Origin of the sequence: Streptomyces sp. NPDC060035, assembly GCF_042736635.1 — a bacterium.
Lineage (GTDB): Bacteria > Actinomycetota > Actinomycetes > Streptomycetales > Streptomycetaceae > Streptomyces.
The window spans coordinates 215728-240720 of sequence record NZ_JBHWVO010000001.1; the positions used below are offsets into that span (position 1 = coordinate 215728).

Here is a 24993-nt window from a genome sequence, read left to right on the forward strand (position 1 = left end):
ATGGCGGCCGTCCGCGCTTGACTGCGTGACCGCGGCATCGACTGGATGCCCTTCGACCCGGACGAGATCCAATGGAATTCGGCCTGTGTCATCGGCCCTGACGGCCATCTGCACGGTTGGTTCGACATGCGCGTCTCCGCCGGCGCACTGCGACGGCTCGGGCTCCATCCCGACCAGCCCACCGCCGGGGTCACCGGCACATCACCACCTGGCTGGTGGCATGCTGCCGCAGAGCGCAGGGCTCACTAGCACCTCGGAAGGCCACTTCTGAAACAGGCCCCGGCTATGCCATGAAGGGTGGTGCTGATCGCGAGGTCCGCGAGCGAGGGCCTGGCTGGGGTCCGGCCGAGTCGGCCGGGTACGGCTCTTTCGCCGTGATCAGCACTGCCACAGGAAGGCGGCCCGGGTGCAGAGTCCGCAGGCGAAGGCGAACGCCGTGCCGCAGCCGCCGAAGTTCATGGCCGTAGCGTGATCCGGTCCCTCCTCGAACTGTGCGACCAGGTTCATGGGCCGGGTGCAGTCGGGGCATGAGGGCGTCTCATCGTCCTGAAGCCAGTCGGGCCGGCCGCCGAGCTGTCCCAGGACATCCCTCAGGCTGTTTCCGCTGCGGATACCCCATTCTTCGCGCGCGCCGAAGTAGTCGGCGGACGGCAAGGACACCAGGGACACGGCGTTGACGGCCCCGAGGCGGAGAACTCCCTCGTCGCTGTCCGCCTCGGGCGCGGGCATCGCCTGCAGCGTGTCGGCGGGGAACAGGAGGGCGCGGTTACCGCCGGCCGTGGGGCTCCACTCGTCGCACATGCCGGGATCGTTCTGGCACATGAAGATCGCCATGACATGGGTGCCGTGTGGGTCGACCTGGCCGATCGGGCGTTCCAGGCGATCCACGATGATCTGGGCCAGGAACTGCATCGGTCCACCGCAGGTCGCGCAGCGGGGCCATATCGCCCCCGCAGGGCCCAGCGGCGTTCCTCCCGTGCGCGTGACCAGTGCATCAGGCGCCCCTGGTCCTGCGTAAGTCATCAGCGTCGTCGTCATGGAACCGGACCCTACGACAGCCCACCGACACCTCATGGGCAAGGGTGGTGAGGATCTCGGCGAAGGCTCGGACGAGTCGGCTCGCGGCATCGAGTTCGGGCAGAGGTGTTTTCGGCAGGGTGAAGTAGAGCCGGTGGGGCATCGAGTACGAGCGTTACTGCTTCGGCAACGAGGTGGGGAGCCACCCTGGCTGGCGGTGCGGGACATGCCGCGGATGGCGTATTGGGGGCCTTGGGCTATTTGGCCGGTCACGCTGTGCTGCGTTGATCACGGTCGTGTCAGGAGCCCGTGGGTGTACAGGTCGCGTGAGTGGATCTTTGAGCGGATCCGTCGTGACCGCCGGTTGGATCCGGCGGTCTCGGGGCGGATGCCGGCTCAGCGGTACAAGGTGTCGCGGAACACGGCGGCGAAGGCGCTGGCGTCTCCGGTGCCGACGGGACGGAAGAAGCCGCCGCCTCGCAAGAGCGTGCTGGAGCCGGTGAAGGGATTTCGACCGCAACCCCAATGTGCTGCCCGAGACGGTTGGCGATCCCAAGTCCACATACTGGGTCCGCGAGGGGCGCCCACTGGCCCTGATCGGTGCAAGTCACACCTCTTGATCGGGGTGAGTACGGCGATCGCCGCGGCCGGCATGAGCGTCCGCTACATCACCACCTCCGCGCCGGTGAACGAACTCGCCGAGGCCGACGCAGCCCGCCGCCTGTCGTCCGTGATCGCCCGCTACAGCAAGGTCGGTCTTCTGCGTCTGGACGAGTTCGGGTATCTGAACCTGGACAAGAAATGCGCGAGGCTGCTGTTCAAGATTTTCACCGAGCGCGAGGAATGCAAGGCCACCGCGGTGGCCACCAACTCCCCGTTCGCGGAATGGGACAGGATCTTCGCCGACCCGAGACTCTGCGCGGCCATCGCCGACCGGATCACCTTCCGCTGCACGCTGATCCAGACCGGCACCGAGTCCTACCGCTACCAGGCCACCGAGGCCGACCGCCAGGCCAAGTCGGCGCGGTGACCGAGGGCCTCGACGCCGACACCTGTGAGGACGGGACCGGCCCTGCCGGCACCAGGTCTGCTACGTTGACCCGCATGTTCCTCTTCCGTGCCTAGGAGCCCGTGCTGACTGCGCCCATCGGGCGCGGCTCTCGCTGCCCATGCACGTTTGAGCGCCTGTCAGATCGGCGCTGTCTCTCCGAGGAACATGATCATGTCTTCGTCTTCCGTCGCCCCTTCGTATGCAGCTGTGCTGCGCACCCGCTACGCCTGCCGCACGTTCGGTGCGGCGTTGCTGGGCCGACTTTCCTACGGAATGGTCTCCTTGTCGCTGGTGCTGGCGATCAAAGAGGCCACCAACTCCTATGCCGTAGCCGGCACCGTCACGGCTTTGTTCGGGCTGACCAGTGTCTTTCTCTCGCCGACCCGTGCCGGTCTGGTCGACCGGTACGGGCCGCGCCGAGCTTTGCCCCCCATGGCGGCTGCCTACGCACTGCTGCTGACCGGGCTGGCCTTCGCGACCTCGTGGTCAGGCACCTCAGGCATTCTGCTGGGGGTTTTGGCCGTGCCCACCGGCGCATGTACACCGCCGCTCGGCCCGGTGATGCGGACATTGTGGAGCGACTTGGTTCCCGACCGGCGGCTGCTGCAGCGTGCGTTCAGCCTGGACTCGGTCGCCGAGGAACTCCTGTTTGTCACAGGACCGCTGCTGGTGGGACTGCTGCTGCAAATCGCGGCGCCATCGGTCGGTCTTGCAGTGAGCGCCGCACTCGTATTGACCGGCTCACTCGCCCTGATCTCATCTCCGGCGGTCCGCGGCGAGGTTGGTCATAAGAAGGCTTCCGCCGGGCTGGCGCCGTCCGAGGAACTCGTCTCCGGCGTACAACCTGCCCCGCTGGGTCGACGGCCGCTGCACGGCGGCCCCGGGCTGCGTCAGGCGATCACCGTCTCAGTCACGGTGGGCATGTGTCTGGGCGCGTTCAATCTCCTTGTGATCGCCTTCGCTGACGAACATAAAGACCCTGAGGCGGTCGCCTGGGTCCTGGCCGCGCTGTCCGGGGGCAGCGCAATCGGCGGCCTGATCTATGGCGCCGTCCCGTGGCGCGTCTCAAGCAGGCTGCGGCTGGCATTCCTTGCGGCGGCCCTGGGGCTGACGCTGGCCGCGACGGGACTTTCTCCCCATCCCTATGTGCTCATCGCGTGGGCGGCGCTCGGCGGGCTGTTCGTTGCCCCGGCTATCACCACCGCATACCTGATCGCCGACGAGTGCGCCAATCCGGCCGCCCGCACCAAAGCGGGCGCATGGGTCAACACCGCTTTCAACGCCGGTTCAGCGGGGGCAACAGCCGCCACAGGGCTCTTGGTGGGCCGCCTCCCCCTGCCTGTGTGCTTCGCACTTGCCGCGGCCCCGGCCGTGCTGTCCGCAGCAACAGCCCTGCACCGGCCACGTCGGCCTGCCGAAGTCGCCGCCGCCCCGCCGGTGAGGGAACGGACCTCTGACGCAGAACAGCAGGCACCCAGCAACGGATGAGTGATCCGAGAGCCGACGCACGGCGTCCTGAGCTCGCTACCAGTCCGCCCAGGTCCGAACGACCCGGTCGCCGACGGCCACCGCGCCCAGGAGTGCTCTTCAAGAGGCTGTGCCGGAAATCCCTGTCGAGTTCGGGCAGAGGGTTGTGCGCAGTGGCCGCCCGCGCGTTCGACCGCGTGGAAGGATGAACCCATGTCGTTGCGACTGCCGTTCGGGGACGGATTGCGGGTTGAGCTGGGATCGCCCAGGGGATCTCGCAGGCTGAGCAGCAGCCCTCGCTCGCGCGTGTGGCGCGTCGAGTTGGCCGAGGCGACGGACGTGGTGGTGAAGCAGATCGTCGACGGTCATGATGCCGATGAGCGATACGCCCGCGAGGTGGCCGCCCTGCGGCTCGCCGCCCGAGCCCGAACTCCCGTGGTGCCCGCGTTGCTGGCAACCGATCCCGGCGAGCGGGTCCTGGTGCTGGAGCATCTGGATCACGGCCGCCCGGCCGGCGACTGGATCGTCGGCTACGCAGCCGCGTTGGCACGGCTGCATGCCACCGGACGTCCTGAGGACATGGGCGTACTTCCCCGGTGGCAGGGCCCGAACCAGGCCGACATCGAGTCCTTCCTGCGGCTGGCCGGGGCTCTGGAGGTTCCCGTCACGCCTGGCGTGTCCGGCGAACTCGATGACCTCGTGAACCGGCTCGACCAGGCATCCGGGTATGCCCTTCTCCACGGGGACCCCTGTCCCGGTAACGATCTCCATACCGCCGCGGGGATCAGATTCATCGACTTCGAGCAAGCGTCACTGGGCAGCGGCCTGATGGAGCTCGCCTACCTGCGCATCGGTTTCCCGACCTGCTGGTGTGTCACCTCGGCGCCGGAGCCACTGCTGGAACGGGCGGAGAGCGCATACCGCAAGGAGTGGTGGACCGTGACCGGCTCCGAAACCCGAGAGGGGCTCGCTGACGCGTGCGTCGGCTGGCTGCTCCGCGGCGACGCGCTGGTTGAGCGGGCACACCGCGAAAGCACTGATCACCTGGCCCGGATTCCGCACCGGGATTGGACGTGGGGCACCGCGACCGCCCGTCAACGACTCGCCCATCGGCTCGGTGTCGTCAGCCGGATGACGGCCGACGACATCTCTCTGGGCGGTGTGAGCGGCCTCAGCACCGCTATCCGCCAACGAATGCTCGCCCTCTGGCCCGCGCTTCAGCCCGTCCCGGCAGAGCGGCCATAGGGGTCGGCTCACACCCGGCATCATCGACGAGTCACTGCATCCGATGGTCAGAGCGGCATCGGGCCGGTCGTCGCACTCCGCCGGCAGGGGAGCCGAGGCAGACAGCTGCTCCGCGGCCGAGGCCTCGTCGAGTTGGGGGACCGGTTGCGGTGGATCGTCCGCCAGTACGTCGAGCAACACAACGGTCCGCTCCGACCCGCAGCTCGGAGTACTCGCGTCACCGCCCGGCTGAAGCCCGCTGCACGGCGGCCGGTCCCGGGAGCGGCACGACGCATCCTCAGCGGCCGACCACCCGGACGTCCTCCGGCGCGCGCAGGCTCTCGGCCGCGTCGGACACCCTGCGCATCAGGTCGAGGAGCATCTGCTGCTCACCGGCGGAGAGCGGGCCGAGGAAGACCTGGTTCATCCGCGCCGTACGCACCGCGAGCTTTTGGTGCGTACGGATGCCGTGGTCGGTGAGCCGCAGGAGAGAACGCCGCCCGTCGTGCGGGTCGCGTACCTTGTCCAGCAGCTCCCGGCGAAGCAGCCGGGTGATCACCTCGGCGACGGTCGACCGGTCGAGGCCGACGCGCTCCCCCACCGTCCGCTGGTCGAGCCCGGGCTCGGCCGTCAGGGTGTTGAGCACGGCGAACTGGGGAGAGGTGATCTCCTCCGAGACCATGGTGTTCCACAGCAGATGGTGTGCCTGCTGAAGTCGCCGGGCCAGATGCCCCGGGTGGCTGCTCAGGTCGACCGCGGACACGGCACCGCCCTCTCTCTTCTGCTCTTCCACTGAGATACGCAGGGTAGATACGCAGTGTACTGAGGCTCTTGACCACACCGACTCACCCTGAGTAGCTTCACTCTCATCAGCATTTAATCAGTGTACTGAGCGTTATCGGCCGAGCCGCAACTCTCCCGGAGCCGTGACATGACCGCACGTGACACCACCCACCCGCTGCCCGACGGGCTGAGTCAGCAACAGATCGACTCCGAGGTGGCCGGGGTCCAGGCAGCCGCCCCGGCGGGAGCACATCATCCACCGCGCGACTACCCCCCGTACCGCAGCAGCCACTACCGTCATCCGCACCGTCCGCCGGTCCCCGTCCGCGACCCGGAGGCGGTCGAGCTGTCCGGACCCGCCTTCGGCGTCACCGACGTGACCGCGCTGGACCGCGATCTGACCGCGCAGCACCTGGGCGAACCGCTCGGCGAGCGCATCACCGTCCAGGGCCGGGTCCTGGACCGCGCGGGGCGTCCTGTGCGCGGGCAGCTCGTCGAGCTGTGGCAGGCGAACGCCTCCGGAAGATACGCCCACCAGCTCGACCGGCACCCGGCCCCGCTCGACCCGAACTTCACCGGCTTCGGACGCTGTCTGACCGATGACGACGGCGGCTACGCGTTCACGACGATCAAGCCGGGCGCCTACCCCTGGCGCAACCATGTCAACGCCTGGCGCCCCGCGCACATTCACTTCTCGCTGTTCGGTACGGCGTTCAGCCAGCGGCTCATCACGCAGATGTACTTCCCGGGCGATCCGCTCTTCCCGTACGACCCGGTGCTCCGTTCGGTCACGGACGCCGACGCCCGCGAACGGCTCGTCGCGTCGTACGACCACGATCTGTCCGTACCCGAGTGGTCGCTCGGCTACCGCTGGGACATCGTCCTGGACGGTCCGAGCGCCACCTGGACCGAGGAAGGCCGCGCCTGATGACGTCCCACCCCCCGACACCGTCCCAGACCGTGGGCCCCTTCTACGGATACGCGCTGCCCTTCCCCGGGGGCGGCGACATCGCCCCGGCCGGCCATCCGGACACGGTCACCGTGCACGGTCTCGTACGCGACGGCAGTGGGGCCCCCGTTCCCGACGCCATCGTCGAGACGTGGCAGCCCGCACCGGACGGATCGCGTACCGGGCGCCCCGGGTCGCTGCGCCGTGATCCGGTCACCGGCCGGGTCATCGGGCGCAACGGCGTGGACTTCACGGGTTTCGGCCGCGTGCCGACCGACGCCGACGGGCACTGGGCTGTGCGGACCCTCGCGCCCGGGGGCGTCCCGTATCTCTGTGTCGCTCTCTTTGCCCGTGGTCTGCTCCACCACCTCTACACCCGTGTCTATCTCCCGGACCTGCTCGGCCGGGGTACGGGGACCACGAACCCGTTGCTGGAGTCGCTGGAGCCGGAGCGCCGCGCCACACTGATCGCGACACGCACGGACCCGCGCACCTACCGCTTCGACATCCGTCTCCAGGGCGACGGCGAGACGGTCTTTCTGGAGTTCAGCTGATGTACGAGAGCGATGCCGGACTTCTCGCCCCCGGCCGGGCCGGCTCCCCCGCCGAGACCGCCACCGGTGACCGTGCCTTCCTGCAGGCGATGCTGGATGCCGAGGCGGCGCTCACCCGGGCCCAGTCCGCCTGCGGGCTCGCTCCTGCCGGGGCGGGCCGTGCGGTGACCGCGGCCGCCGACGCGGACCGCTTCGACGTACGGGACCTGGCGCTGCGGGCCCGGTCGGGCGGCAACCCGGTGATCCCTCTGGTCGCCGATCTCTCGGCGGCGGTCGCGAAGGACGTACAGCCGTACGTGCACCGGGGCGCGACCAGTCAGGACATCCTCGACACAGCCGCGATGCTGGTGGCGGCCCGGACGCTGGCGCTGGTCGTCGATGACCTGCGGCGGACGGCCGACACGCTGGAGGAGCTGTCCGCCGCCCACCGCGACACGCCCATGCCGGGCCGCACCCTGACCCAGCACGCCGTGCCCACGACGTTCGGCCTCAAGGCGGCGGGCTGGCGGTCGCTGGTGCTCGATGCGCGGGACCGGCTGTGCAGGGTACGCGACTCGCTCCCCGTCCAACTCGGCGGTGCGGCAGGCACCCTGGCCGCCTTCGGAGCGTTCTCCCCGGACGGGCGGAGCGACGCGGGGCTGCCGCTCGTCGCCGCGTACGCACGGGAACTGGGCCTGGCCGAACCACTGTTGCCCTGGCACACGCTGCGCACCCCGATCGCCGATCTCGCAGGCGCGCTCGCGTTCACCGCGGGCGCCCTGGGCAAGGCGGCAGCCGACGTTCTCGTGCTGTCCCGTACGGAGATCGCAGAAGTGGCGGAGGGGCTGGGCGGGGGCTCGTCCGCGATGCCGCACAAGGCCAATCCGGTCCGCGCCACCCTGATCGCCGCCGCCGCCCGGCGCGCCCCCGGACCGGCCGCCACCCTCTACGGTTCGCTCGCCGCGGAGGACGAACGGCCGGCCGGGGCCTGGCACGCCGAGTGGGAGCCGTTGAGGGACCTGCTGCGGCTGGTCGGCGGGGCCGCGTGCGATGCCGCTGCACTCACCGACGGGCTCAGGGTTCTCCCCGCCGCGATGCGGGCTCATCTGCCGGTCACCGGCGGGCTGATCGTCTCGGAGCGGCTGGCTGCCGTCGCCGCCGGCCGGGTGGGCCGGGCCCGCGCCGGGGAGATCCTGGCCGGGGCGGCCGGGCGGGCGCGGAAAGAGGGCAGATCCCTCGCGGAGGTCCTTGCCCGCGAGCCCGCGTTCGCCGGCCTGGACCTCGCCGGACTCACCGACCCCGCCCGGTACACCGGCGCCGCCGGCCCCCTCACCGACCGCGCTCTGGAGCGCCGATGACCACGACTCCCGCCCGCCTTCCGCACCACCGCGCCGAGGGGCCCTCCTCTGCTCCCCCGCTCCTGCTCGGCCCGTCGCTCGGCACGTCCACCGCACTCTGGGACGGGGTCGCGCCCGAACTCTCGGCGGGCCACCGCGTCGTACGGTGGGACCTGCCGGGACACGGCAGGTCGCCCGCGGGGCTGATCGGCCCCGGGGCGGGCGTCGCGGATCTGGCCGAACTGGTCCTCGGCCTCGCCGACTCGCTGTCCCTGGACCGGTTCTCGTACGCCGGGGTCTCGCTCGGCGGCGCCGTGGGACTCTGGCTCGCCGTGCACCGTCCGGAGCGGATCGACCGCCTGGCCGTGGTCTGTTCCTCCGCCCGCTTCGGCGACCCCGGCGCCTGGCATGAGCGGGCTGCTCGCGTGCGCGCCGAGGGCATCGGGCCGGTCGCGGAGGGCGCCGCGGCCCGCTGGTTCACCCCCGGGTTCACCTCGCCCGGGCTGCTCGACGACCTCCTGGGCACCGACCCTGCGGCGTACGCGGCGTGCTGCGACGCGCTCGCCTCGTACGATCTGCGCTCCCGGCTCTCGGAGGTCCGGGCGCCGACGCTGGTGATCGCGGGCCGCGAGGACGCGGCGACCCCGCCTGCGCATGCCCGGGAGATCGCCGACGCTGTTCCGGACGCAACGCTCATCGAACTGCCCCACGCCTCGCACCTGGCGCCTGCCGAGCGGCCCCAGGCCGTACGGGAGGCCCTGCGCGCCCACTTCGCGCCCACGGAACGCGGGAGCGGAACGGCGGTGCGGCGCGAGGTGCTCGGCGATGCGCATGTGGACCGGGCGCAGGCCGCCACGACGCCGTTCACCGCCCGGTTCCAGGACTTCATCACCCGCTACGCCTGGGGCGAGATCTGGACCGACCCGACACTGTCCCGGCGCGAGCGCAGCCTGATCACGCTCACCGCTCTCGTCGCGCACGGGCACCACGACGAGCTGGCGATGCACGTCCGCGCCGCCGTACGCAACGGGCTCGGCCCGGAGGAGATCGGCGCGGCGCTCCTGCAGACCGGGGTCTACTGCGGGGTTCCCGCGGCGAATTCGGCGTTCGCCGTCGCCAAGCGGGTACTGGAGGAAATGGAGGGACCGGGCGACGTCCGGGCCTGACGCGACACGGCAGAACGCCTCGCTCCGCGCCACGTGCGCGCGTGCGAGGCGTTCCGAGCCGCTCGTCCCGACGACGGCCGACGTGTCCGGTGGCCCGGGGTCCCGCCCTGCCGGGCGGCTCAGCCGAAGCCGCGGGCGTCCTGCTTGAGTGCGGTGTCCACGGTCAGGGCCGTCGCCACGACGAGGCTCAGCAGCGGTTCGGGCAGCTGGTAGTGAATCTGCAGCACGTAGTTGTCCGCCGTGGTGAACATCGTCTTCGCGAGGCCTTCCCAGGTCTTGGTGATCCGGGCGATCTCGGCGTCGTTGTGGTCGACGATGGCGAAGTTCCAGGCGCGCCAGTTCTCCGCCTTGATCGCGCCGACCTTCTGGCCGTTGACCATGATGGCAAAGTTGATCTTGCCGATGGCGTTCTGCTGGACGATCTCACCGACGGGCTGTCCGTCCGGACGCTGCACGACGACCCGGGACTTGATGAACTTCGCCGGCCGGGTCAGCAGCAGCTGCGGCTGACCGTGGGCGTCGCGGATCTCCAGCCGGTGCGTCAGGTACTGGTCGATACTGGAGACGAACCTGAGCACCTTGCGGAAGGCGCTCTGGCCGACCTGGACGACCGAACCGACGGTGTTGCCCTGCTGGTCGAAGACGCGGTACTCGTTCGTGACCTCGATCAGCTTGGCCTTCTGGTTCACGACCAGGACCTGCTGGTTGAACAGCGACCCGGCACCGGGAGCACCCTGCTGGGGAGCCATGTGCTGGGGAACCGACTGCGGGGCCATCTGCTGCTGCGGAGCTGCCGGCTGCTGCGGGGTCATCTGCTGCTGCGGCACCGCGGCCTGGGGCTGCACCGGGGCCTGACCGGCGGCGGGAGCCTGGCCTGCGGCCTGGCCCTGGGCCGGATGCGTGTGCTCGGTCCACTGCGAGCCGTCCCAGTAGCGCAGCAGTTGGGGCGCGCCGTGGGGATCCGGATGCCAACCCGCAGGGATGTTCGATTGCGTCGTCACCGGGGCACACTATCCTGCCAAGCTGTGGGCCTCACTCATTGAAACTTCATACACCGTACGATGGCGGCGATGAACAGGCGGACTGAGCGGACGGACCGGCGACGGGGCGGGGTCACCCCGTCCGTCGCGCTGGGCTGGGTGCTCGTCCTCATGGCCGTGTTCTTCTGTTGCTCGCCGTCCGTCACGGCAGCTTCCCGCGCCGACGTACCTGCCGTGTCCGCCGTCCGGACCTTCACCCCGGTGCCTGCCGCGACCCTGTCGGTCGTCACGGCCGACGCCCCGGGCGAGCGCGGGCTCGGCAGCTCCTGCCACGGTGCGACGAACCACTCGACGGCCGTCGTGCTCCCGTGCCCGGGCGCACCCGCCGCCCTCCCCTGCACCTCGTCCGTGCCCCCGGCCGGCCCGCTCACCGGCGCCGCGGCCATCCGCGGCCCCTCCAACGACGGTGTGGGCGCCGTCGACCATCTCCGTCTGCAGGTCCAACGGATCTAGAGGCCAGGGCCGTCCCCCGGTCGCCGCGTACGGCGCCGAGGGTGACTGCCCCTGCCCCGTCCCCCGCATCGCGCGTGTCCCGCGCATGCGTTCCGTACCCCTGAACCCGAGGATCCGAGATGGCTTCCGCCAAGAACCAGAACAGCTCTGCCTCCGCCCGCCGCGCGAAGCTCGAGGAGGCCCGCCGCAAGGAACGGACCCGCGAGCGCCGCAGCCGCATCATCACCATCACCGCCGCCGTCGTCGTGGTCGCCGGGCTCGTGGCGGGTGGCGGCTACCTGATGTCTGCCGCCGACGAACAGGACGAGGCCGAGGCCCAGGCCAAGACCTCCCCCGTCACGGGTGAGCGGTCCTGGGACAAGCTGAAGCAGAATCACGTCGAGAAGCCTGTCGACTACCCGATGAACCCGCCCGTCGGCGGTGACCACAATCCGGTGTGGATGAACTGCGACGCCGACGTCTACACCGAGGCGATACCGAAGGAGAACGCGGTCCACTCCCTGGAGCACGGCGCCGTCTGGGTCACGTACAACGACAAGGCGAAGGACGCCGACGTCAAGGCGCTCGCCGAGCGCGTGTCCAAGACCCCGTACTCCCTGATGAGCCCCGTGACCGATCAGAAGGATCCGCTGATTCTCAGCGCCTGGGGCAAGCAGGTCACGGTGAAGAGCGCCACCGACGCACGCGTCGCGCAGTTCTTCACCAAGTACGTCCAGGGTGCGCAGACCCCTGAGCCGGGTGCCGCCTGCAGCGGCGGGATCACCAAGTGACCTCACCCGTCCGCGCCCCCCGATCGCTGGTGGCGGCGGGCGCCCTGGTGTTCCTTTTGGCCGTGGGGCTGGTGCTGCTGATGGTCGTACGGCCGTCCTCGGCGTCCCCGTCGGGACGGTCCCCGTCGGGTTCCGGGGCGTCCGCCCCCTCGGAGAAATCGGCCGATGTGGGATTCGCGCGGGACATGTCGATCCACCATCAGCAGGCGGTGGAGATGGCGTTCGTCGTCCGGGACCGCACGGACGACGAGGACGTACGGCGACTCGCGTACGACATCATCAACACGCAGGCCAATCAGCGCGGCATGATGCTCGGCTGGCTGGAGATCTGGGGCCGGCCCAAGAGCTCGGACCGGCCGCCCATGGAGTGGATGGGGCACCCGGCCGCTCCCGGGGCCGATGGGTCCCTGATGCCCGGCATGGCAACCGACGCCGAGATGGACCGGCTGCGCGCGGCCGGGGGCAGGGACGCCGAAGTGCTGTTCCTCCGGCTGATGACCGTCCACCACCGTGCGGGCGCCGAGATGGCACAGGCGGCGGCAGGCTCGGCGGGCACGGAAGAGATCAGGAACCTGGCAGCGGGTATGGCCCGCGCCCAGGAGTCGGAGATCACGCTCATGGCCGACATGCTGAAGGCCCGGGGCGCGCAGCCCTGAGCCCGTGGGGCCGCGGCGGCCCGGGTCCGGTGGCACACCACCACCGGACCCGGGCCGCCGCACGGGGGCGCGAATTCACCTCCCGCCCGTGTCCCGCTCATCGACCCGACACCGGAGCACCGCTCCGTCACCCGACACTTCCTGACGAGTCATGGACATGTCCCTCTTACGACAGGAAGCATCCGTGCGTATGCACCGCTCCTCGCGTCTGACCACCGCTGCCCTCCTGGGTACGGCGCTGATCACTCTCGTCCCGCTGTCCCCCGCGCACGCACGGTCGCTGCCGGCCGTCGGGGCGACGTCGGAGACGACGGCGCTGTACGACGACGAGGCAGGCGGCAACGCCAACGCCGACGACCCGGCGATCTGGCGCAACCCTGCCGACCCGGGGCGCAGCCTGGTCGTCGCCACCGCCAAGGAGGGCGGGCTCCGGGTCTACGGACTTGACGCCGCCTTGGTCCAGTCGATTCCGGCACCGTCGGCCGTGACCGAGGACGACGCACCGGGCCGGTTCAACAACGTCGACCTCGTCACCGGGCTGCGCACCCCGGCCGGCCGTACCGACGTGGCCGTGGTGAGCGACCGGGGCAACGACCGCCTGCGCATCTACCGCATCGACCCCTCGCGCCCCGGGAAGCCGCTCACCGACGTCACCGACCCGGCCGCCGCCCCGGTCTTCTCGGCCGACCGGGCCGAGATCAACGAGCAGCACACCGCGTACGGTCTGGCCGCCTGGCAGGACCGCAGCACGGGCCGTTCGTACGCCGTCGTCAGCCGGCGCAACGCCACCGAACTCGCACTGCTGGAGCTGCGGCCGACGGCAGCGGGCACGGTCGGCTACCGCACGGTGCGCACCCTCGCTCTCCCTTCGTCCTTCCGGCTCCCTGACGGCACGTCATGGACCCCGTGCGGTGAGCCGGGCGAGCTGCCGCAGGTGGAGGGCATGGTCATCGACCCGGAGAACGGCATGCTCTACGCCGGCCAGGAGGACGTCGGGATCTGGCGCATCCCGGCCGGTCTCGACGGACGCCCGGCACTGGTCGACACGGTCCGGGAGTACGGCGTCCCCGGGACGTACGACCCCGGGACCGAGGAGTGCGCGCCCGGCACCGACCCCGGTTTCGGCGGCAAGCGGCTGTCAGCGGACGTGGAGGGGCTGACCCTCTTCCGGGAGGCGGACGGCGACGGCTACCTCATGGCATCGAGCCAGGGCGACAACACCTTCGCCCTGTACGACCGCGAGGTCTCCGAGCACAACGAGTACGAGGGCGGGTTCCGGATCACTGCTGTGCCGGCCGGCCTCGACGGCAGTGAGGAGTGCGACGGTGCCGCCGTGCTGAACGAGCCGCTGGGTGCCCGCTACCCGCGCGGTCTGCTGGTGGTCCAGGACGGGCACGAGACCTCCGGGTCCGGAAGCGAGGAAGGCCGGGAGGCCACCGGATTCAAGTTCGTCGACCTCGGTGCGGTGACGGACGCGGCGGACATGTAGCACCGCTGGGCATCGCGGGCGTGCGGACGCGGCGGCGAGGGCCGTCGCGCCCGGTCGCCGCCACGCACGGTTCGCCGGGAACCCTAGGTGGTCTCCTCCCCCCGCTTCGCCGCCTGGATCTGCTCGTAGACATGTGTGCGCAGCTCTGCGAAGCGGGGCAGCACCCGGGTGGTCAACTGGTCGCGCCCGTCGGGCAGATCGATCTTCACCTGTTCCCGCACCACGGTCGGAGCCCCGGAGAGGACCAGTACCCGCTGCCCCAGGTACACCGCCTCGTCGATGTCGTGCGTGACGAAGAGGATGGTCACCCCGAGCTCCTGCCAGAGCCCGCGCACCAGGTCCTCCAGATCGGCGCGGGTCTGGGCGTCCACGGCGGCGAACGGCTCGTCCATCAGCAGGACTTCCGGCTCGTAGGCGATCGCCCGCGCGATCGCCACGCGCTGTTGCATACCGCCGGAGAGCTGCCAGGGATAGGCGCCGCCCGCGTCCGCGAGACCGACGGCGGCGAGGGAACGCTCGACGAGCTCATGTCGCCGCGCTCTGTCCAGCGATCTCTTCTGCCGCAGCGGAAGGCCGACGTTGTCCCGTACCCGCATCCACGGGAACAGGCTGCGCCCGTACTCCTGGAAGACCACGGCCATCCCGGGCGGCGGCCCTGTGACGCGTTCGCCGTTCAGACGGATCTCACCGGACGTCGGCGCGAGCAGCCCGCCGACGCACTTGAGCAGGGTCGTCTTGCCGCAGCCGGACGGGCCGACCAGGCAGGCCAGTTCGCCGGGGGCGAGGGTGAAGGTCAGATCGCGTACCGCTTCGACGCGGCGGCCCTGCCCCTCGTAGACCTTGTGCAGACCCCGTACATCGAGCATGTGCTGCGGTCCCTTCACGACGGGGTCGTTCACCAAGTCGTTCACGGTTGCCTCCGGGACGCGCGCAGACCGTGGTACCAGGCGAGCGCGCGGCGCTCGACGAGGTGGAAGAGCACGGAGAGCAGGAAACCGAGAAGGCCGAGCAGGAGGATGCCGCTCCACATCTCGGGGATGGCGAAGCTGCGCTGGAATTGCACGATGGCGAAGCCGAGACCGTTGCTCGCGGCGAACATCTCGCTGATCACCATCAGAATGATCCCGAGGGAGAGCGCCTGCCGAAGTCCCGTGAAGATCTGAGGACTTGAGGACCGCAGCAGCAGATGGCGAAGCCGCACGCCACCTCGCAGGCCGTACGCGCGGGCGGTCTCGCTCAGGACGGGGTCGACCGCCCGCACACCCTCGACCGTGTTGAGCAGGACGGGCCAGAGGCAGCCGCTCGCGATGACGAAGATCTTCATCGTGTCACCGATCCCGGCGAACAGCATGATGACGGGGACGAGGACCGGTGGGGGTACGGCCCGGAGAAATTCGAGCACGGGTTCGGTCGCGGCCCGCACCCGCCTGTACGAGCCGATGACGACCCCGGCGGCCACTCCGACGACGGCCGCGACGCTGAATCCGGCGAGCAGCCGCAGGATGCTGGGCAGGACGTCGTCGGTGATCCTGTCCCCGGTCCAGACGTCACCGAAGGCGGTGAGGATCGTGCGCAGCGGCGGCGAGTAGACCTGGGTGCTCGCGTCGGAGGCCACCCACCAGACGGAGAACAGGACGGCCGGCAGCCCGAGGGCGAACAGCACCTGGGCGAGGGCGCGCCTCATACGGCCACCTCGCCGCGGACCGACTGGTGCCAGGCGAGCGCGCGGCGCTCGACGGCGCGCGCGCCGACGTTGACGATCAGGCCGAGCAGACCGGTGACCACCACCAGGGCGTACATCTCGGGGACGGCCTGGGAGGTCTGCGCGACGGCTATCCGTGCGCCCAGCCCCGGCGATCCGATGACGAGTTCGGCGGTGACGGCGAGGATCAGCGCGACTGAGGCAGCGAGCCGGACACCGGTCATGACGTACGGCAGGGCGGTGGGCCACACGACGTGGCGGATACGTGCCCGGGCGGAGAGGCCGTAACTGCGGGCTGTCTCGTCGGCGACCGGGTCGACGTCCTGGGCGCCGTACAGCACCTGGACGAGGATCTGCCAGAAGGCCGCGTAGACGACCAGAAGCAGGGTGGAGCGCAGATCCGTGCCGTAGAGCAGGACGGCGAGCGGGATCAGGGCCACCGAGGGTATGGGGCGAAGGAATTCGATGGTGGACGCGGTGGCGCGGCGCAGATACGGGACGCCGCTGATGACGGTTCCGGCGGCGACGCCCAGCACCGTGGCGATCAGCAGGCCGACGGACCAGCCGGTGAGTGTGTCGCCGAGCGCCGTCCAGAACGCGGCGTCGGCCAGTTCGCCCGCGAGTGCACCGGCGATACGGCTGGTGGGCGGCAGGTAGTCGGGCGAGACCAGGCCGGTACGCGGGACGATTTCGACGAGGGCGAGGAAGCCGGCCAGTCCGGCGAGACCGAGCGCGGCGTCGACCGGACCCCGCGGGATGCTTCGACCGCGTGTCGCAGGGTCTTTCGGTGACGTGTCGGTCGTCATGGCAGGAGCTCGTCCAGGTCCGGGGTACCGGAGAAGAGACCGTCCCGCTCGCCGAGCCGGCCGAGGGTTTCGAGGGATGCCCGGTTCGGCTCGGCCGGCCACTTGGGCAGGGTCATCGCCTGGAGCGTCGACTCGGGGATCCTGGTGTAGGTGGTGAGGACCTTGCGGACCTCCTCGGGGTGGCTGTCGGCGTAGGCCAGCGACTCGCGGGTCGCTTCCTGGAACTTCTTCACCAGCTCCGGGTTCTTCTGGGCGTACTGCTGCGCGGTGAAGTAGAGGGCGACCGTCAGGTCCGGCGCGAGGTCGACGAAGTTCGATGCGATGACGCGGCCGCCCTTGCCCTTGACGGTGGCGAGCGCGGGTTCGACGACCCAGGCGGCGTCGACCTGTCCGCCGTCGAGCGCGGCGGACATCTGGTCGAAGGGAAGCTCCACGAATCCGACCTTCGAGGGATCTCCGCCCGCCTTGCGGACCGACTCACGCACGGAGGTGTCACCGATGTTCTTGAGGGTGTTGACGGCGACCTTCTTTCCCTCGAGATCCTTGGCGGTCTTCAGCGGGCTGTTCCCCTTCACCACGATGCCCGCGAAGTCCCCGCCGTCCTTTCCGGTCGAGGCGACACCGTTGGCGACGGCCTTCACCGGGACCTTTTTGTCGGCGGCGATCATCAGCGAAGTGACGTTGGAAAAGCCGAACTGGAACTGGCCGCTGACCACGCCGGGCACGATCGCCGCGCCGCCCTGGGCACCCACCAGAGTCAGATCGATGCCTCGCTCGCTGTAGAAGCCCTTCTCCTTGCCCAGGTAGATGGGTGCGACATCGACGATGGGGATGACTCCGACCTTGACGGAGGCCGTCCCGCCCTTCGACGGGGTGGACGGGTCCGACGATCCACAGGCCGCTGTCGTGGATACGAGGAGTGCGGCGGTGAACCCGACAAGCAGACGACGCATGGTGCCCCCGGAGTGATGGTGGCGCTCGACGTGGCGTGCGGGGACCGAACAATGGTTCCCGGTGGGAACATAGGACTGTCCGCCAAGAGGGTCAACCACCGTGCACGGAGCCGGCTGCCTTGGTTCCACTGCCTTCTGAGGGGGCATCAGCTCCATTGACGCCTCTGGGGGCGCCACCTACCGTGCACATGGCGCACAGTTGTGCGCACTCTCGCGACAGAGGGGCGACCGATGGGTGGACAGGCGCGGGAGCCGTACTTCGTGCAGTCCTTCGAGCGCGGCCTCGCGGTCATCCGCGCCTTCGACGCGGACCGTCCGGAGCTCACCCTGAGCGAGGTGGCGCGGGTCTGCGACATCACGCGGGCCACTGCCCGCCGGTTCCTGCTGACCCTCGTCGACCTCGGATATGTGCACACCGACGGGCGGCTCTTCCGGCTCACCCCGCGCGTCCTCGAACTGGGCTACGCGTACATATCCAGCTACTCCTTGCCCCATGTGGCCGAGCCCCATCTGGAGAGGCTCGTCTCGGAGGTCCGCGAGTCGTCGTCTCTCTGCGTGCTGGACGGGGACGACATCGTGTACCTGGTACGGGTGCCGACGACCCGCATCATGACGGCGTCCATCACGGTCGGCACCCGGTTCCCCGCCCTGGTGACGTCGGTCGGCCGGGTCCTCGTCGCACATCTGCCGGAGACCGAGATCGGGCCCCGGGTACGGCGCGCACAGATCGAACCGTTCACGGACCGGACGGTCGTCGCGCCCGAGCTGCTGCTCCACGAACTGCGCCGGATCCGCAGACAGGGCCACGCCATCGTCGATCAGGAGCTGGAGGAGGGGCTGCGTTCGGTGGCGGCTCCCGTCCGGGACCGGGAGGGGACAGTCGTCGCGGCGGTGAACATCCCCGTGCACGCGAGCCGGAACTCGGTCGATTCGATCCGGCGCGATCTGCTGCCGCCCCTGCTGGCCACGGCCGCCCGGATCGAGGCGGACCTCAGAGTCGTACCGCAGGGTGCCGCGCGCACACGCTGACCGCGGGCAACCGCCCCCGGCCGGACGAGCGCTCCTGGGGTCCGTACGGACGTACGCCATCGCATAGGCTCGTCGACGATATGAAGAGCTACCTCACTCCACTGGGGTCCAAGGCGGACAAGGACACCGTGCGGCGTCACAACCTGAGCCTCGTACTGCGCGCCGTTCGGGACGAGGGCGAGGCCGGCGAGGCGACCAGGGCCGGGGTGTCGGCCCGGGTCGGGCTCACCAGGGCCGCGGTGTCCTCCCTCGTCGAGCAGCTGCTGGACAGCGGTTTCGTCACCGAGTCCGGCAAGACGTTCAGCGGGCTGGCGGGACGCCCCGGCACCGCCCTGAAGGTGGCCCGCACCGGGCCCGCGGGCCTCGGCGTGGAGATCAACATCGACTACGTGTCGGTGTGCGTCGTGGACCTGGCGGGGACCGGCCGGGTCCGGCAGACCGAGCACCTGGACAACCGCGGCGCCCCACCCGGCGAGGTGCTGGCGCGGGCTGCCGCGATCGCCGCGCGCACCCTGGACTCGGCGCGGGAGCAGGACCTGTACCCGGTCGGGGCGACACTCGCGCTGCCGGGTCTCGTCTCGGGCGGTTCGGTCCGCCAGGCGCCCAACCTGGGCTGGAACCGGGTCGCGGCCGGGCAACTGTTCGCCGACGCCCTGAGCGGGCTGCGCCCCGGTGCGCCCGGGCTGCCGGTGCGCTCGGAGAACGAGGCGAATCTGGCGGCGCTGGCGGAGCTGTGGTTCGGCGGGCTCGGCACGGTCCGCAGCTTTCTGTATCTGACGGGCGAGATCGGTGTCGGTGGTGCCCTGGTGCTCGACGGCGAACTGCTGCGCGGTGCTCATGGCTTCGCCGGGGAGATCGGGCACGTGGTCGTGGACCCGGCAGGTCCCCAGTGCCGGTGCGGCTCGCGCGGCTGCCTCGAGCAGTACGCGGGCCAGACGGCGCTGCTCCGGTCGGCCGGGATCGAGGAGGCCGGCGGCGGGGCCGCCGGGGTGATGGAGCTCGAACGGCGTGCCCAGGCCGGCGAAGCCCGAGCGCTCGGCGCTGTCGCCGAGGCGGGCCTGATGCTGGGGCGCGTACTGTCCGGCGCGGTGAATCTGTTCGACCCGGACGCGGTGGTGCTCGGCGGAATCTACCGGGGCCTGATGCCGTGGCTCTCGCCGCCGGCCGACGAGGAGCTGACGGGCCGCGTGGTGTCCGGCCTCTGGTCGCGGGGCAGCGGCCGGCTGCGTGCGTCCTCCGTTGCGGGTGACGCGGCACGGGGTGCGGCGGCGCTGGTGGTGCAGGACGTGCTGGCGGATCCCGTGGCGTACGCACGGCCCGCTCCGGTGGAGGCCTGATCGCCTGTACGGGGACGGGCGGAGCCTGCCCGCTACAGACTGACCCGCACCCGTACTGGCTGACCCGGCCGCCCCCGTACCCAACCGTCAGCGCACGCCCAGCAGGTGGTCCATCGCGAGCTGGTCCAGGGCCTCGAACGCCATGCCTCGCTCGGCCGCGGCGGTGACATCGAACTCCTCGTACGCCGAGCGGTCGGCGAGCAGACCCGCGACGCCGTCGGCGGCGGTGGGCTGTGCCAGCTCGTCCAGGCGGGAGGCGGTCAGGGCCTCCTGCACGGCCGGGTCGGCGCGGAAGGCCGCGGCACGCTCCTTGAGGATCAGGTAGTTGCGCATGCAGCCCGCGGCGGAGGCCCAGACACCGTCGTAGTCCTCGGTACGCGGCGGCTTGAAGTCGAAGTGCCGGGGACCTTCGTAGCCGCTCTCCAGCAGGTCGACGAGCCAGAACGCCTGGCGGAGGTCGCCGGCGCCGAAGCGGAGGTCCTGGTCGTACTTGATGCCGGACTGGCCGTTGAGATCGATGTGGAAGAGCTTGCCCGCCCACAGTGCCTGGGCGATGCCGTGCGGGAAGTTCAGGCCGGCCATCTGCTCGTGGCCGGTCTCCGGGTTGACGCCGACCAGCTCGGGGCGCTCCAGGCGCTCGATGAAGGCCAGGGCGTGTCCGATGGTCGGGAGCAGGATGTCGCCGCGGGGCTCGTTCGGCTTCGGCTCGATCGCGAAGCGGAGGTCGTAGCCCTGCTCGGTGACGTAGTCGCCCAGGAGGTCGAAGGCCTCCTTCATGCGGTCCAGTGCCACCCGCACGTCCTTGGCCGCGCCGGACTCGGCACCCTCGCGGCCACCCCAGGCGACGTAGGTGGTGGCACCCAGCTCGACGGCCAGGTCGATGTTGCGCAGGGTCTTGCGCAGCGCGTAGCGGCGCACGTCGCGGTCGTTGGCGGTGAACGCGCCGTCCTTGAAAACCGGGTGCGTGAAGAGGTTGGTGGTCGCCATCGGCACGATGAGCCCGGTGGCGTCCAGTGCCTGCCGGAACCGCTTGACGTGGCCCTCGCGCTCCGTGTCCGTGGAGCCGAACGGGATGAGGTCGTCGTCGTGGAACGTCACACCGTAGGCGCCGAGCCCGGCCAGCCGCTGCACGGATTCGACCGGGTCGAGCGCGGCCCGGGTGGCGTCACCGAACGGGTCGCGGCCCTGCCAGCCCACGGTCCACAGGCCGAAGCTGAACTTGTCCGCCGGGGTGGGCGTGAAGCGTTCCGTCATCGTCTGTCCGCCTTCGCATGCGTCGGGTCGGCACCGGCCGTCCTGGCCGGACGAATTTGTTCAGTCGCATGACTAATCATGCACGGGGCACCCTGCCGACGTAACCCCTCGTACGACGAAACAGGGGTCGCCTCTGTTCCGGACGCCTTCGATCACGTAATTTGTTTGTCGCACAACCAAAATCTGCGCGCCCCCTGCGTACGACCGGAATCCCTGCACGAGAAGAGGTAGCCCATGCCGCCGCGTACCGTCGTCATCGGCGTGGACAGCTCCACCCAGTCCACCAAGGCAGCCGTCATCGACGCCGAGACGGGCGAGCTGCTCGCCGTCGGCCGCGCCCCGCACGTGGTCACGGGCGAGGGCGGGGCACGCGAGAGCGACCCCGAGGTCTGGTGGCGGGCCCTGTGCGACGCCGTCGCCGCCGGGCTCAAGGAATCCGGGCTCTCCGCGTCCGCCGTCACCGGTATCGCCGTCGCCGGACAGCAGCACGGCCTGGTCGTGCTCGACGAGGCCGGCCGGCCGCTCCGCCCGGCCATGCTGTGGAACGACACCCGCTCCGCCCCGCAGGCCGCCGCCCTCACCGCCGCACTCGGCGGACCCGAGGCCTGGACCGCCCGCACCGGCTCCGTGCCGGTCGCGGCCATGACCGCGTCCAAATGGCAGTGGCTGCGCGAGAACGATCCGGCGAACGCCTCCGCGGCCGCGGCCGTACGGCTGCCGCACGACTTCCTGACCGAGCGGCTCGCGGGCACGGCCGCGACGGACCCGGGCGACGCCTCGGGCACCTGCTGGTATTCGACGGACACCGGCGCCTACGACCCCGAGCTGCTCGACCTGCTCGGCCTGGACGCCTCGCTGCTTCCCCCGGTCGCCGCCACCGGTGCGACCCGGATCGGCTCACTGACCCCCGCGGCGGCCGAGGCCCTCGGCCTGCCGGCCGGGATCGCCGTCGCAGCCGGTACCGGGGACAACATGAGCGCCGCCGTCGGCCTCGGCCTCGGCGGCGCCGGCCTCCTGGACCACCCCGTCCTCAGCCTCGGCACCTCCGGTACGGTCTTCGCCGCATCCAGGTCCCGGCCCGCGTCCACGGCCCTCTCCGGGTTCGCAGCGGCGGACGGGACGTACCTCCCGCTGGCCTGCACGCTCAACTGCACCCTCGCCGTCGACAAGGTAGCCACCCTGCTCGGTCTGCACCGCGACGACGCGACGCCGGGTGGCGCGGCCGTGCTCCTTCCCTACCTGGACGGCGAGCGCACCCCGGATCTGCCCACCGCGGCCGGTCTCCTCACCGGCCTCCGGCACGACACCACCCCGCAGCAGCTGCTGGGCGCCGCCTACGAGGGTGCGGCCTTCACCGTGCTGCGCGCGCTCGACGAACTGCTGCGCGCATGCGGCCTGGACCCGGCCGACCCCGACGTCACCGGCCGGCCGCTGCGGCTGATCGGCGGCGGTGCCCAGGGCCGTACGTGGGTGGAGACCGTGCGTCGCCTCTCCGGGCGGCCCCTGATCGTGCCCGGCAGCGGCGAACTGGTCGCGCTCGGCGCCGCGGCTCTCGCCGCGTCGGCGGTCGGCGGCGGCGACCCGGTCGCGGTGGCCACCCGCTGGAACGAGAAGGCCGAGGACACTCAACTCCCGCCCGTGGAACGCGATACGGAGACGTGGGAGCGGGTCGGCTCGGTGCTGGAACGCGCAGCGGAGCCGCTGCTCGGCGGCTGAGCCGGAGCCTTGAACAAGCGTCCCGCGGACTGCTTTTGGGGATGACTGCGGATCTTCAATAGGATCCGGCGATGATCATAAGAAAACGGCTGACGGCCGGGGTGTGCGTGTTGCTCGCCACCCTGGCCGCCGGGCTCGGCACCGCGCTCCCGGCCGCCGCCGACGAACCCTCCTCCCCCGCATCACCCAAGGTCGAACTGGTCCTTGACGTCAGCGGCTCCATGCGCGCCCGTGACATCGACGGCCAGTCCCGGATATCCGCCGCCAAACACGCGTTCAACGACGTACTGGACGCGGTGCCCGAGGAAGTACAGCTCGGCATCAGGACGCTCGGCGCCGACTACCCGGGCGACGACCGCAAGACCGGCTGCAAGGACACCAAGCAGCTCTACCCGGTCGGCCCGCTCGACCGCACCGAGGCCAAGGCCGCGGTCGCCACACTGGCGCCGACCGGCTGGACCCCGATCGGCCCCGCCCTGCTCGGCGCGGCCGACGACCTCGAGGGCGGCGACTCCACCCGCCGGATCGTCCTGATCACCGACGGCGAGGACACCTGCGGCCCGCTCGACCCGTGCGAGGTCGCGCGCGACATCGCGGCCCGCGGGATCCACCTGGTCATCGACACTCTGGGCCTGGTGCCCGACGCCAAGATCAGGCAGCAGCTGACCTGCATCGCCGAGGCCACCGGCGGAACCTACACAGCCGTCCAGCACACCGACGAACTCTCCGGCCGTGTGAAACAGTTGGTGGACCGGGCCGCCGAGCCCGTCGTCACTCCGGTGGCCACCGAGGGCGCGAACAGCTGCTCCGCGGCCCCCCAGCTGAAGGCTGGTCTGTACACCGACCGTCAGGAGTTCGAGAAGCACCACTGGTACCGGGTGGACGTGCTGCCCGGTGAGGAGCTGCGTGCCTCGGTGAGCGTGGCGGCGGACCGTGCCGTCAACAACGACTACGGCGTGCTGCTGCGGGCGGTGACCGTGCACGGGCGTGAGATCGTCCGGGGCGCGGAGTCCGGCACAGGGCGTACGGATGTGATCTCTTCCGGCCTGCGCTACCCGAAGGCCGAACAGGACGACACGGACGACGACGTCGAACCCGCCGCCGAGACCGTCTGCCTCCAGCTCAGCAACTCCTTCTCGGCACCGGCGTCCGTGAAGACCACACCCGGCATGCCCGTCGAGCTGACCATCGACGTGGTGGCCGCACCCGACGACGCCGCCGACACGGCCGCGTTCGGCCTCGGCCGCGGCTGGTGGCTGCTGGGCGTCATGGTCCTGACCGGGCTGGTCGCCGGCCTGCTGGCCGGCTGGATCTCACGCTGGCGCGTTGCCGTATGGAGGACCAACTGATGCGTACCACCCGCAGGAACACCATGAAGCGCGGCTGTGTGGGCGCGCTGCTCGCCGGAGTCACCCTGTTCACCTCGGCGGGCGGTGCCGTCGCCGACGACCCGTCGGCGAGCGCGAGCCCCGCAGAGGACGGCAAGGCCGGACCGACCGAGGCGGGCACCACCTTCCGTACCGCCACGGCGATCCAGCAGGACATGACCGCCACCGCGGACGCCTCCACCGGTGACTACCTGTACTGGGTGTTCCCCGCCGACGCCGGTCAACGCCCCACCGTGCGGGCGAAGGTCACTCTGCCGGAGAGCGCAGCCCGGCACGGTGCGTCGACCTGGCAGGTCGATGTGTACGACGGGCTGCGCCGCCGTCAGGCCTGCATGTACGGCCACCAGACCAGGAAGGCGGCGCCGGACGCTGACACCGTCGAGCTGTCCTGTGTACTGCGTACGGTGCGAGCCTGGTCCGAGCCGTGGGCGGACGACCCGCTGCCCGGCAGCTACTACGTACGCCTGACGGTCGTCGGTGTGGCCGAGGAGGACCTGGGCCTGCCGGTCCACGCCGAGACCGAGGTCACCTCTCTCTCCAGTGGCGGCGCCCACGACGTGGACGGCACGCTCGCCGAGCCGCTGGTGCCGGGCGCATCCTCGGTCGAACAGGCGGCCGACACCGGTGACGGCACGGACAAACCCCGCGTCTCGCTCGGCAGTGAGCCGGAGGACGGCTGGGCCTCCGGCTGGTGGACGGACCGCTGGCTGTGGACGGTGGGCGGCGGCGTACTCGCGGCGCTGGCAGGCGTGTTCGGCTACGGCCTGACCCGTGGGGGCGGGCGCCCGTCCCGGGTCCCGCCGGGCATCTGATCGCTTGCTGCCGCAGCCGGAGGGCTGTCGGCCGGGCTCTGCGCCCCGGCCGGCAGCCCTC

General features: G+C 70.8%; 26 protein-coding genes. 17 read left to right on the forward strand and 9 right to left on the reverse strand.

Annotated features, from left to right (window positions below):
• Window positions 1-45: 45 nt before the first annotated feature.
• Window positions 46-249, forward strand: a complete 204-nt coding sequence (locus tag ACFWBQ_RS01010) for a hypothetical protein (protein WP_385482561.1) — start codon at window positions 46-48, stop codon at window positions 247-249.
• A 129-nt stretch (window positions 250-378) separates the two neighbouring features.
• Here ACFWBQ_RS01010 and ACFWBQ_RS01015 read toward each other — a convergent pair whose 3' ends face one another.
• Together ACFWBQ_RS01015 and ACFWBQ_RS01020 are read right to left on the reverse strand one after the other, a co-directional pair.
• Window positions 379-912, reverse strand: coding sequence for a hypothetical protein (locus ACFWBQ_RS01015; protein WP_385482563.1), 534 nt, complete (start codon window positions 910-912; stop codon window positions 379-381).
• Between the two features lie 82 nt (window positions 913-994).
• Window positions 995-1180, reverse strand: coding sequence for a hypothetical protein (locus tag ACFWBQ_RS01020; RefSeq protein WP_385482565.1), 186 nt, complete (start codon window positions 1178-1180; stop codon window positions 995-997).
• A gap of 225 nt (window positions 1181-1405) precedes the next feature.
• Between ACFWBQ_RS01020 and ACFWBQ_RS01025 the strand changes: the two genes are divergently transcribed.
• The 3 genes from ACFWBQ_RS01025 to ACFWBQ_RS01035 all read left to right on the forward strand — a co-directional run bounded on the left by ACFWBQ_RS01025 (window position 1406) and on the right by ACFWBQ_RS01035 (window position 4780).
• Window positions 1406-2047, forward strand: a complete 642-nt coding sequence (locus ACFWBQ_RS01025) for an ATP-binding protein (RefSeq protein WP_385483130.1) — start codon at window positions 1406-1408, stop codon at window positions 2045-2047.
• Window positions 2048-2275: 228 nt separating this feature from the next.
• The gene (locus ACFWBQ_RS01030) at window positions 2276-3556 is read left to right on the forward strand and encodes an MFS transporter (RefSeq protein ID WP_385482567.1); all 1281 of its coding nucleotides are present in this window, start codon (window positions 2276-2278) and stop codon (window positions 3554-3556) included.
• Between the two features lie 192 nt (window positions 3557-3748).
• On the forward strand, window positions 3749-4780 hold the full coding sequence (locus ACFWBQ_RS01035) for a phosphotransferase (protein WP_385482569.1): 1032 nt from the start codon (window positions 3749-3751) through the stop codon (window positions 4778-4780).
• A 277-nt stretch (window positions 4781-5057) separates the two neighbouring features.
• On the opposite strand, the gene ACFWBQ_RS01040 is transcribed toward ACFWBQ_RS01035, so the two are convergent.
• Window positions 5058-5522 carry a MarR family winged helix-turn-helix transcriptional regulator gene (locus ACFWBQ_RS01040; RefSeq protein WP_385483131.1) on the reverse strand — a complete coding sequence of 155 codons (465 nt, stop codon included), beginning with the start codon at window positions 5520-5522 and terminating at the stop codon, window positions 5058-5060.
• Window positions 5523-5690: 168 nt separating this feature from the next.
• On the opposite strand from ACFWBQ_RS01040, the gene pcaH reads away from it, so the two are divergent.
• From pcaH to pcaD, 4 genes are read left to right on the forward strand one after another with little or no spacing between them, the layout of a single operon-like run.
• Window positions 5691-6470, forward strand: coding sequence for a protocatechuate 3,4-dioxygenase subunit beta (gene pcaH / locus ACFWBQ_RS01045; RefSeq protein WP_385482571.1), 780 nt, complete (start codon window positions 5691-5693; stop codon window positions 6468-6470).
• On the forward strand, window positions 6470-7045 hold the full coding sequence (pcaG, locus tag ACFWBQ_RS01050; protein WP_385482573.1) for a protocatechuate 3,4-dioxygenase subunit alpha: 576 nt from the start codon (window positions 6470-6472) through the stop codon (window positions 7043-7045). The genes pcaH and pcaG overlap by 1 nt, the downstream gene beginning before the upstream one ends.
• Window positions 7045-8382, forward strand: coding sequence for a 3-carboxy-cis,cis-muconate cycloisomerase (pcaB, locus tag ACFWBQ_RS01055; protein WP_385482575.1), 1338 nt, complete (start codon window positions 7045-7047; stop codon window positions 8380-8382). Before pcaG ends, pcaB begins: the two co-directional genes overlap by 1 nt.
• Window positions 8379-9527, forward strand: a complete 1149-nt coding sequence (gene pcaD / locus ACFWBQ_RS01060; RefSeq protein ID WP_385482577.1) for a 3-oxoadipate enol-lactonase — start codon at window positions 8379-8381, stop codon at window positions 9525-9527. The genes pcaB and pcaD overlap by 4 nt, the downstream gene beginning before the upstream one ends.
• Window positions 9528-9646: 119 nt before the next feature.
• Here pcaD and ACFWBQ_RS01065 read toward each other — a convergent pair whose 3' ends face one another.
• The gene (locus ACFWBQ_RS01065; RefSeq protein ID WP_385482579.1) at window positions 9647-10528 is read right to left on the reverse strand and encodes a phospholipid scramblase-related protein; all 882 of its coding nucleotides are present in this window, start codon (window positions 10526-10528) and stop codon (window positions 9647-9649) included.
• 69 nt (window positions 10529-10597) lie between these two features.
• On the opposite strand from ACFWBQ_RS01065, the gene ACFWBQ_RS01070 reads away from it, so the two are divergent.
• The 4 genes from ACFWBQ_RS01070 to ACFWBQ_RS01085 all read left to right on the forward strand — a co-directional run bounded on the left by ACFWBQ_RS01070 (window position 10598) and on the right by ACFWBQ_RS01085 (window position 13935).
• Entirely contained in the window at window positions 10598-11020 is a 423-nt protein-coding gene (locus tag ACFWBQ_RS01070; RefSeq protein ID WP_385482581.1) for a hypothetical protein, read from the forward strand.
• Between the two features lie 119 nt (window positions 11021-11139).
• Complete coding sequence (locus ACFWBQ_RS01075; protein ID WP_385482583.1) at window positions 11140-11790, forward strand: DUF3105 domain-containing protein; 651 nt, start codon at window positions 11140-11142, stop codon at window positions 11788-11790.
• Window positions 11787-12446 carry a DUF305 domain-containing protein gene (locus ACFWBQ_RS01080; protein WP_385482585.1) on the forward strand — a complete coding sequence of 220 codons (660 nt, stop codon included), beginning with the start codon at window positions 11787-11789 and terminating at the stop codon, window positions 12444-12446. Before ACFWBQ_RS01075 ends, ACFWBQ_RS01080 begins: the two co-directional genes overlap by 4 nt.
• Before the next feature lie 190 nt (window positions 12447-12636).
• A complete protein-coding gene (locus tag ACFWBQ_RS01085) occupies window positions 12637-13935 on the forward strand; it encodes a phytase (RefSeq protein ID WP_385483133.1) in 1299 nt (432 codons plus the stop codon).
• 83 nt (window positions 13936-14018) lie between these two features.
• Here ACFWBQ_RS01085 and ACFWBQ_RS01090 read toward each other — a convergent pair whose 3' ends face one another.
• Genes ACFWBQ_RS01090 through ACFWBQ_RS01105 form a run of 4 tightly spaced genes read right to left on the reverse strand, consistent with a single transcriptional unit; the run spans window position 14019 to window position 17396 of the window.
• Window positions 14019-14801 carry an ABC transporter ATP-binding protein gene (locus ACFWBQ_RS01090; RefSeq protein WP_385483135.1) on the reverse strand — a complete coding sequence of 261 codons (783 nt, stop codon included), beginning with the start codon at window positions 14799-14801 and terminating at the stop codon, window positions 14019-14021.
• A gap of 41 nt (window positions 14802-14842) precedes the next feature.
• Window positions 14843-15619, reverse strand: a complete 777-nt coding sequence (locus ACFWBQ_RS01095; protein WP_385482587.1) for an ABC transporter permease — start codon at window positions 15617-15619, stop codon at window positions 14843-14845.
• A complete protein-coding gene (locus ACFWBQ_RS01100) occupies window positions 15616-16443 on the reverse strand; it encodes an ABC transporter permease (RefSeq protein ID WP_385482589.1) in 828 nt (275 codons plus the stop codon). The genes ACFWBQ_RS01095 and ACFWBQ_RS01100 overlap by 4 nt, the downstream gene beginning before the upstream one ends.
• On the reverse strand, window positions 16440-17396 hold the full coding sequence (locus ACFWBQ_RS01105; RefSeq protein ID WP_385482591.1) for an ABC transporter substrate-binding protein: 957 nt from the start codon (window positions 17394-17396) through the stop codon (window positions 16440-16442). The genes ACFWBQ_RS01100 and ACFWBQ_RS01105 overlap by 4 nt, the downstream gene beginning before the upstream one ends.
• Before the next feature lie 231 nt (window positions 17397-17627).
• Between ACFWBQ_RS01105 and ACFWBQ_RS01110 the strand changes: the two genes are divergently transcribed.
• On the forward strand, window positions 17628-18425 hold the full coding sequence (locus ACFWBQ_RS01110; protein ID WP_385482593.1) for an IclR family transcriptional regulator C-terminal domain-containing protein: 798 nt from the start codon (window positions 17628-17630) through the stop codon (window positions 18423-18425).
• Window positions 18426-18505: 80 nt separating this feature from the next.
• Window positions 18506-19762, forward strand: a complete 1257-nt coding sequence (locus ACFWBQ_RS01115; protein WP_385482595.1) for an ROK family protein — start codon at window positions 18506-18508, stop codon at window positions 19760-19762.
• 87 nt (window positions 19763-19849) lie between these two features.
• Here the strand turns inward: ACFWBQ_RS01115 and xylA are convergent, their stop codons facing one another.
• Entirely contained in the window at window positions 19850-21016 is a 1167-nt protein-coding gene (gene xylA / locus ACFWBQ_RS01120; RefSeq protein WP_385482597.1) for a xylose isomerase, read from the reverse strand.
• Window positions 21017-21250: 234 nt separating this feature from the next.
• Between xylA and xylB the strand changes: the two genes are divergently transcribed.
• The 3 genes from xylB (at window position 21251) to ACFWBQ_RS01135 (ending at window position 24932) form a co-directional block, all read left to right on the forward strand.
• Window positions 21251-22732: a xylulokinase gene (gene xylB, locus ACFWBQ_RS01125; protein WP_385482599.1), complete on the forward strand. Its 1482-nt coding sequence runs from the start codon at window positions 21251-21253 to the stop codon at window positions 22730-22732.
• A gap of 71 nt (window positions 22733-22803) precedes the next feature.
• Window positions 22804-24081, forward strand: a complete 1278-nt coding sequence (locus tag ACFWBQ_RS01130; protein WP_385482601.1) for a VWA domain-containing protein — start codon at window positions 22804-22806, stop codon at window positions 24079-24081.
• Window positions 24081-24932, forward strand: a complete 852-nt coding sequence (locus ACFWBQ_RS01135; RefSeq protein ID WP_385482603.1) for a hypothetical protein — start codon at window positions 24081-24083, stop codon at window positions 24930-24932. The genes ACFWBQ_RS01130 and ACFWBQ_RS01135 overlap by 1 nt, the downstream gene beginning before the upstream one ends.
• The last annotated feature ends 61 nt before the right edge of the window (window positions 24933-24993 follow it).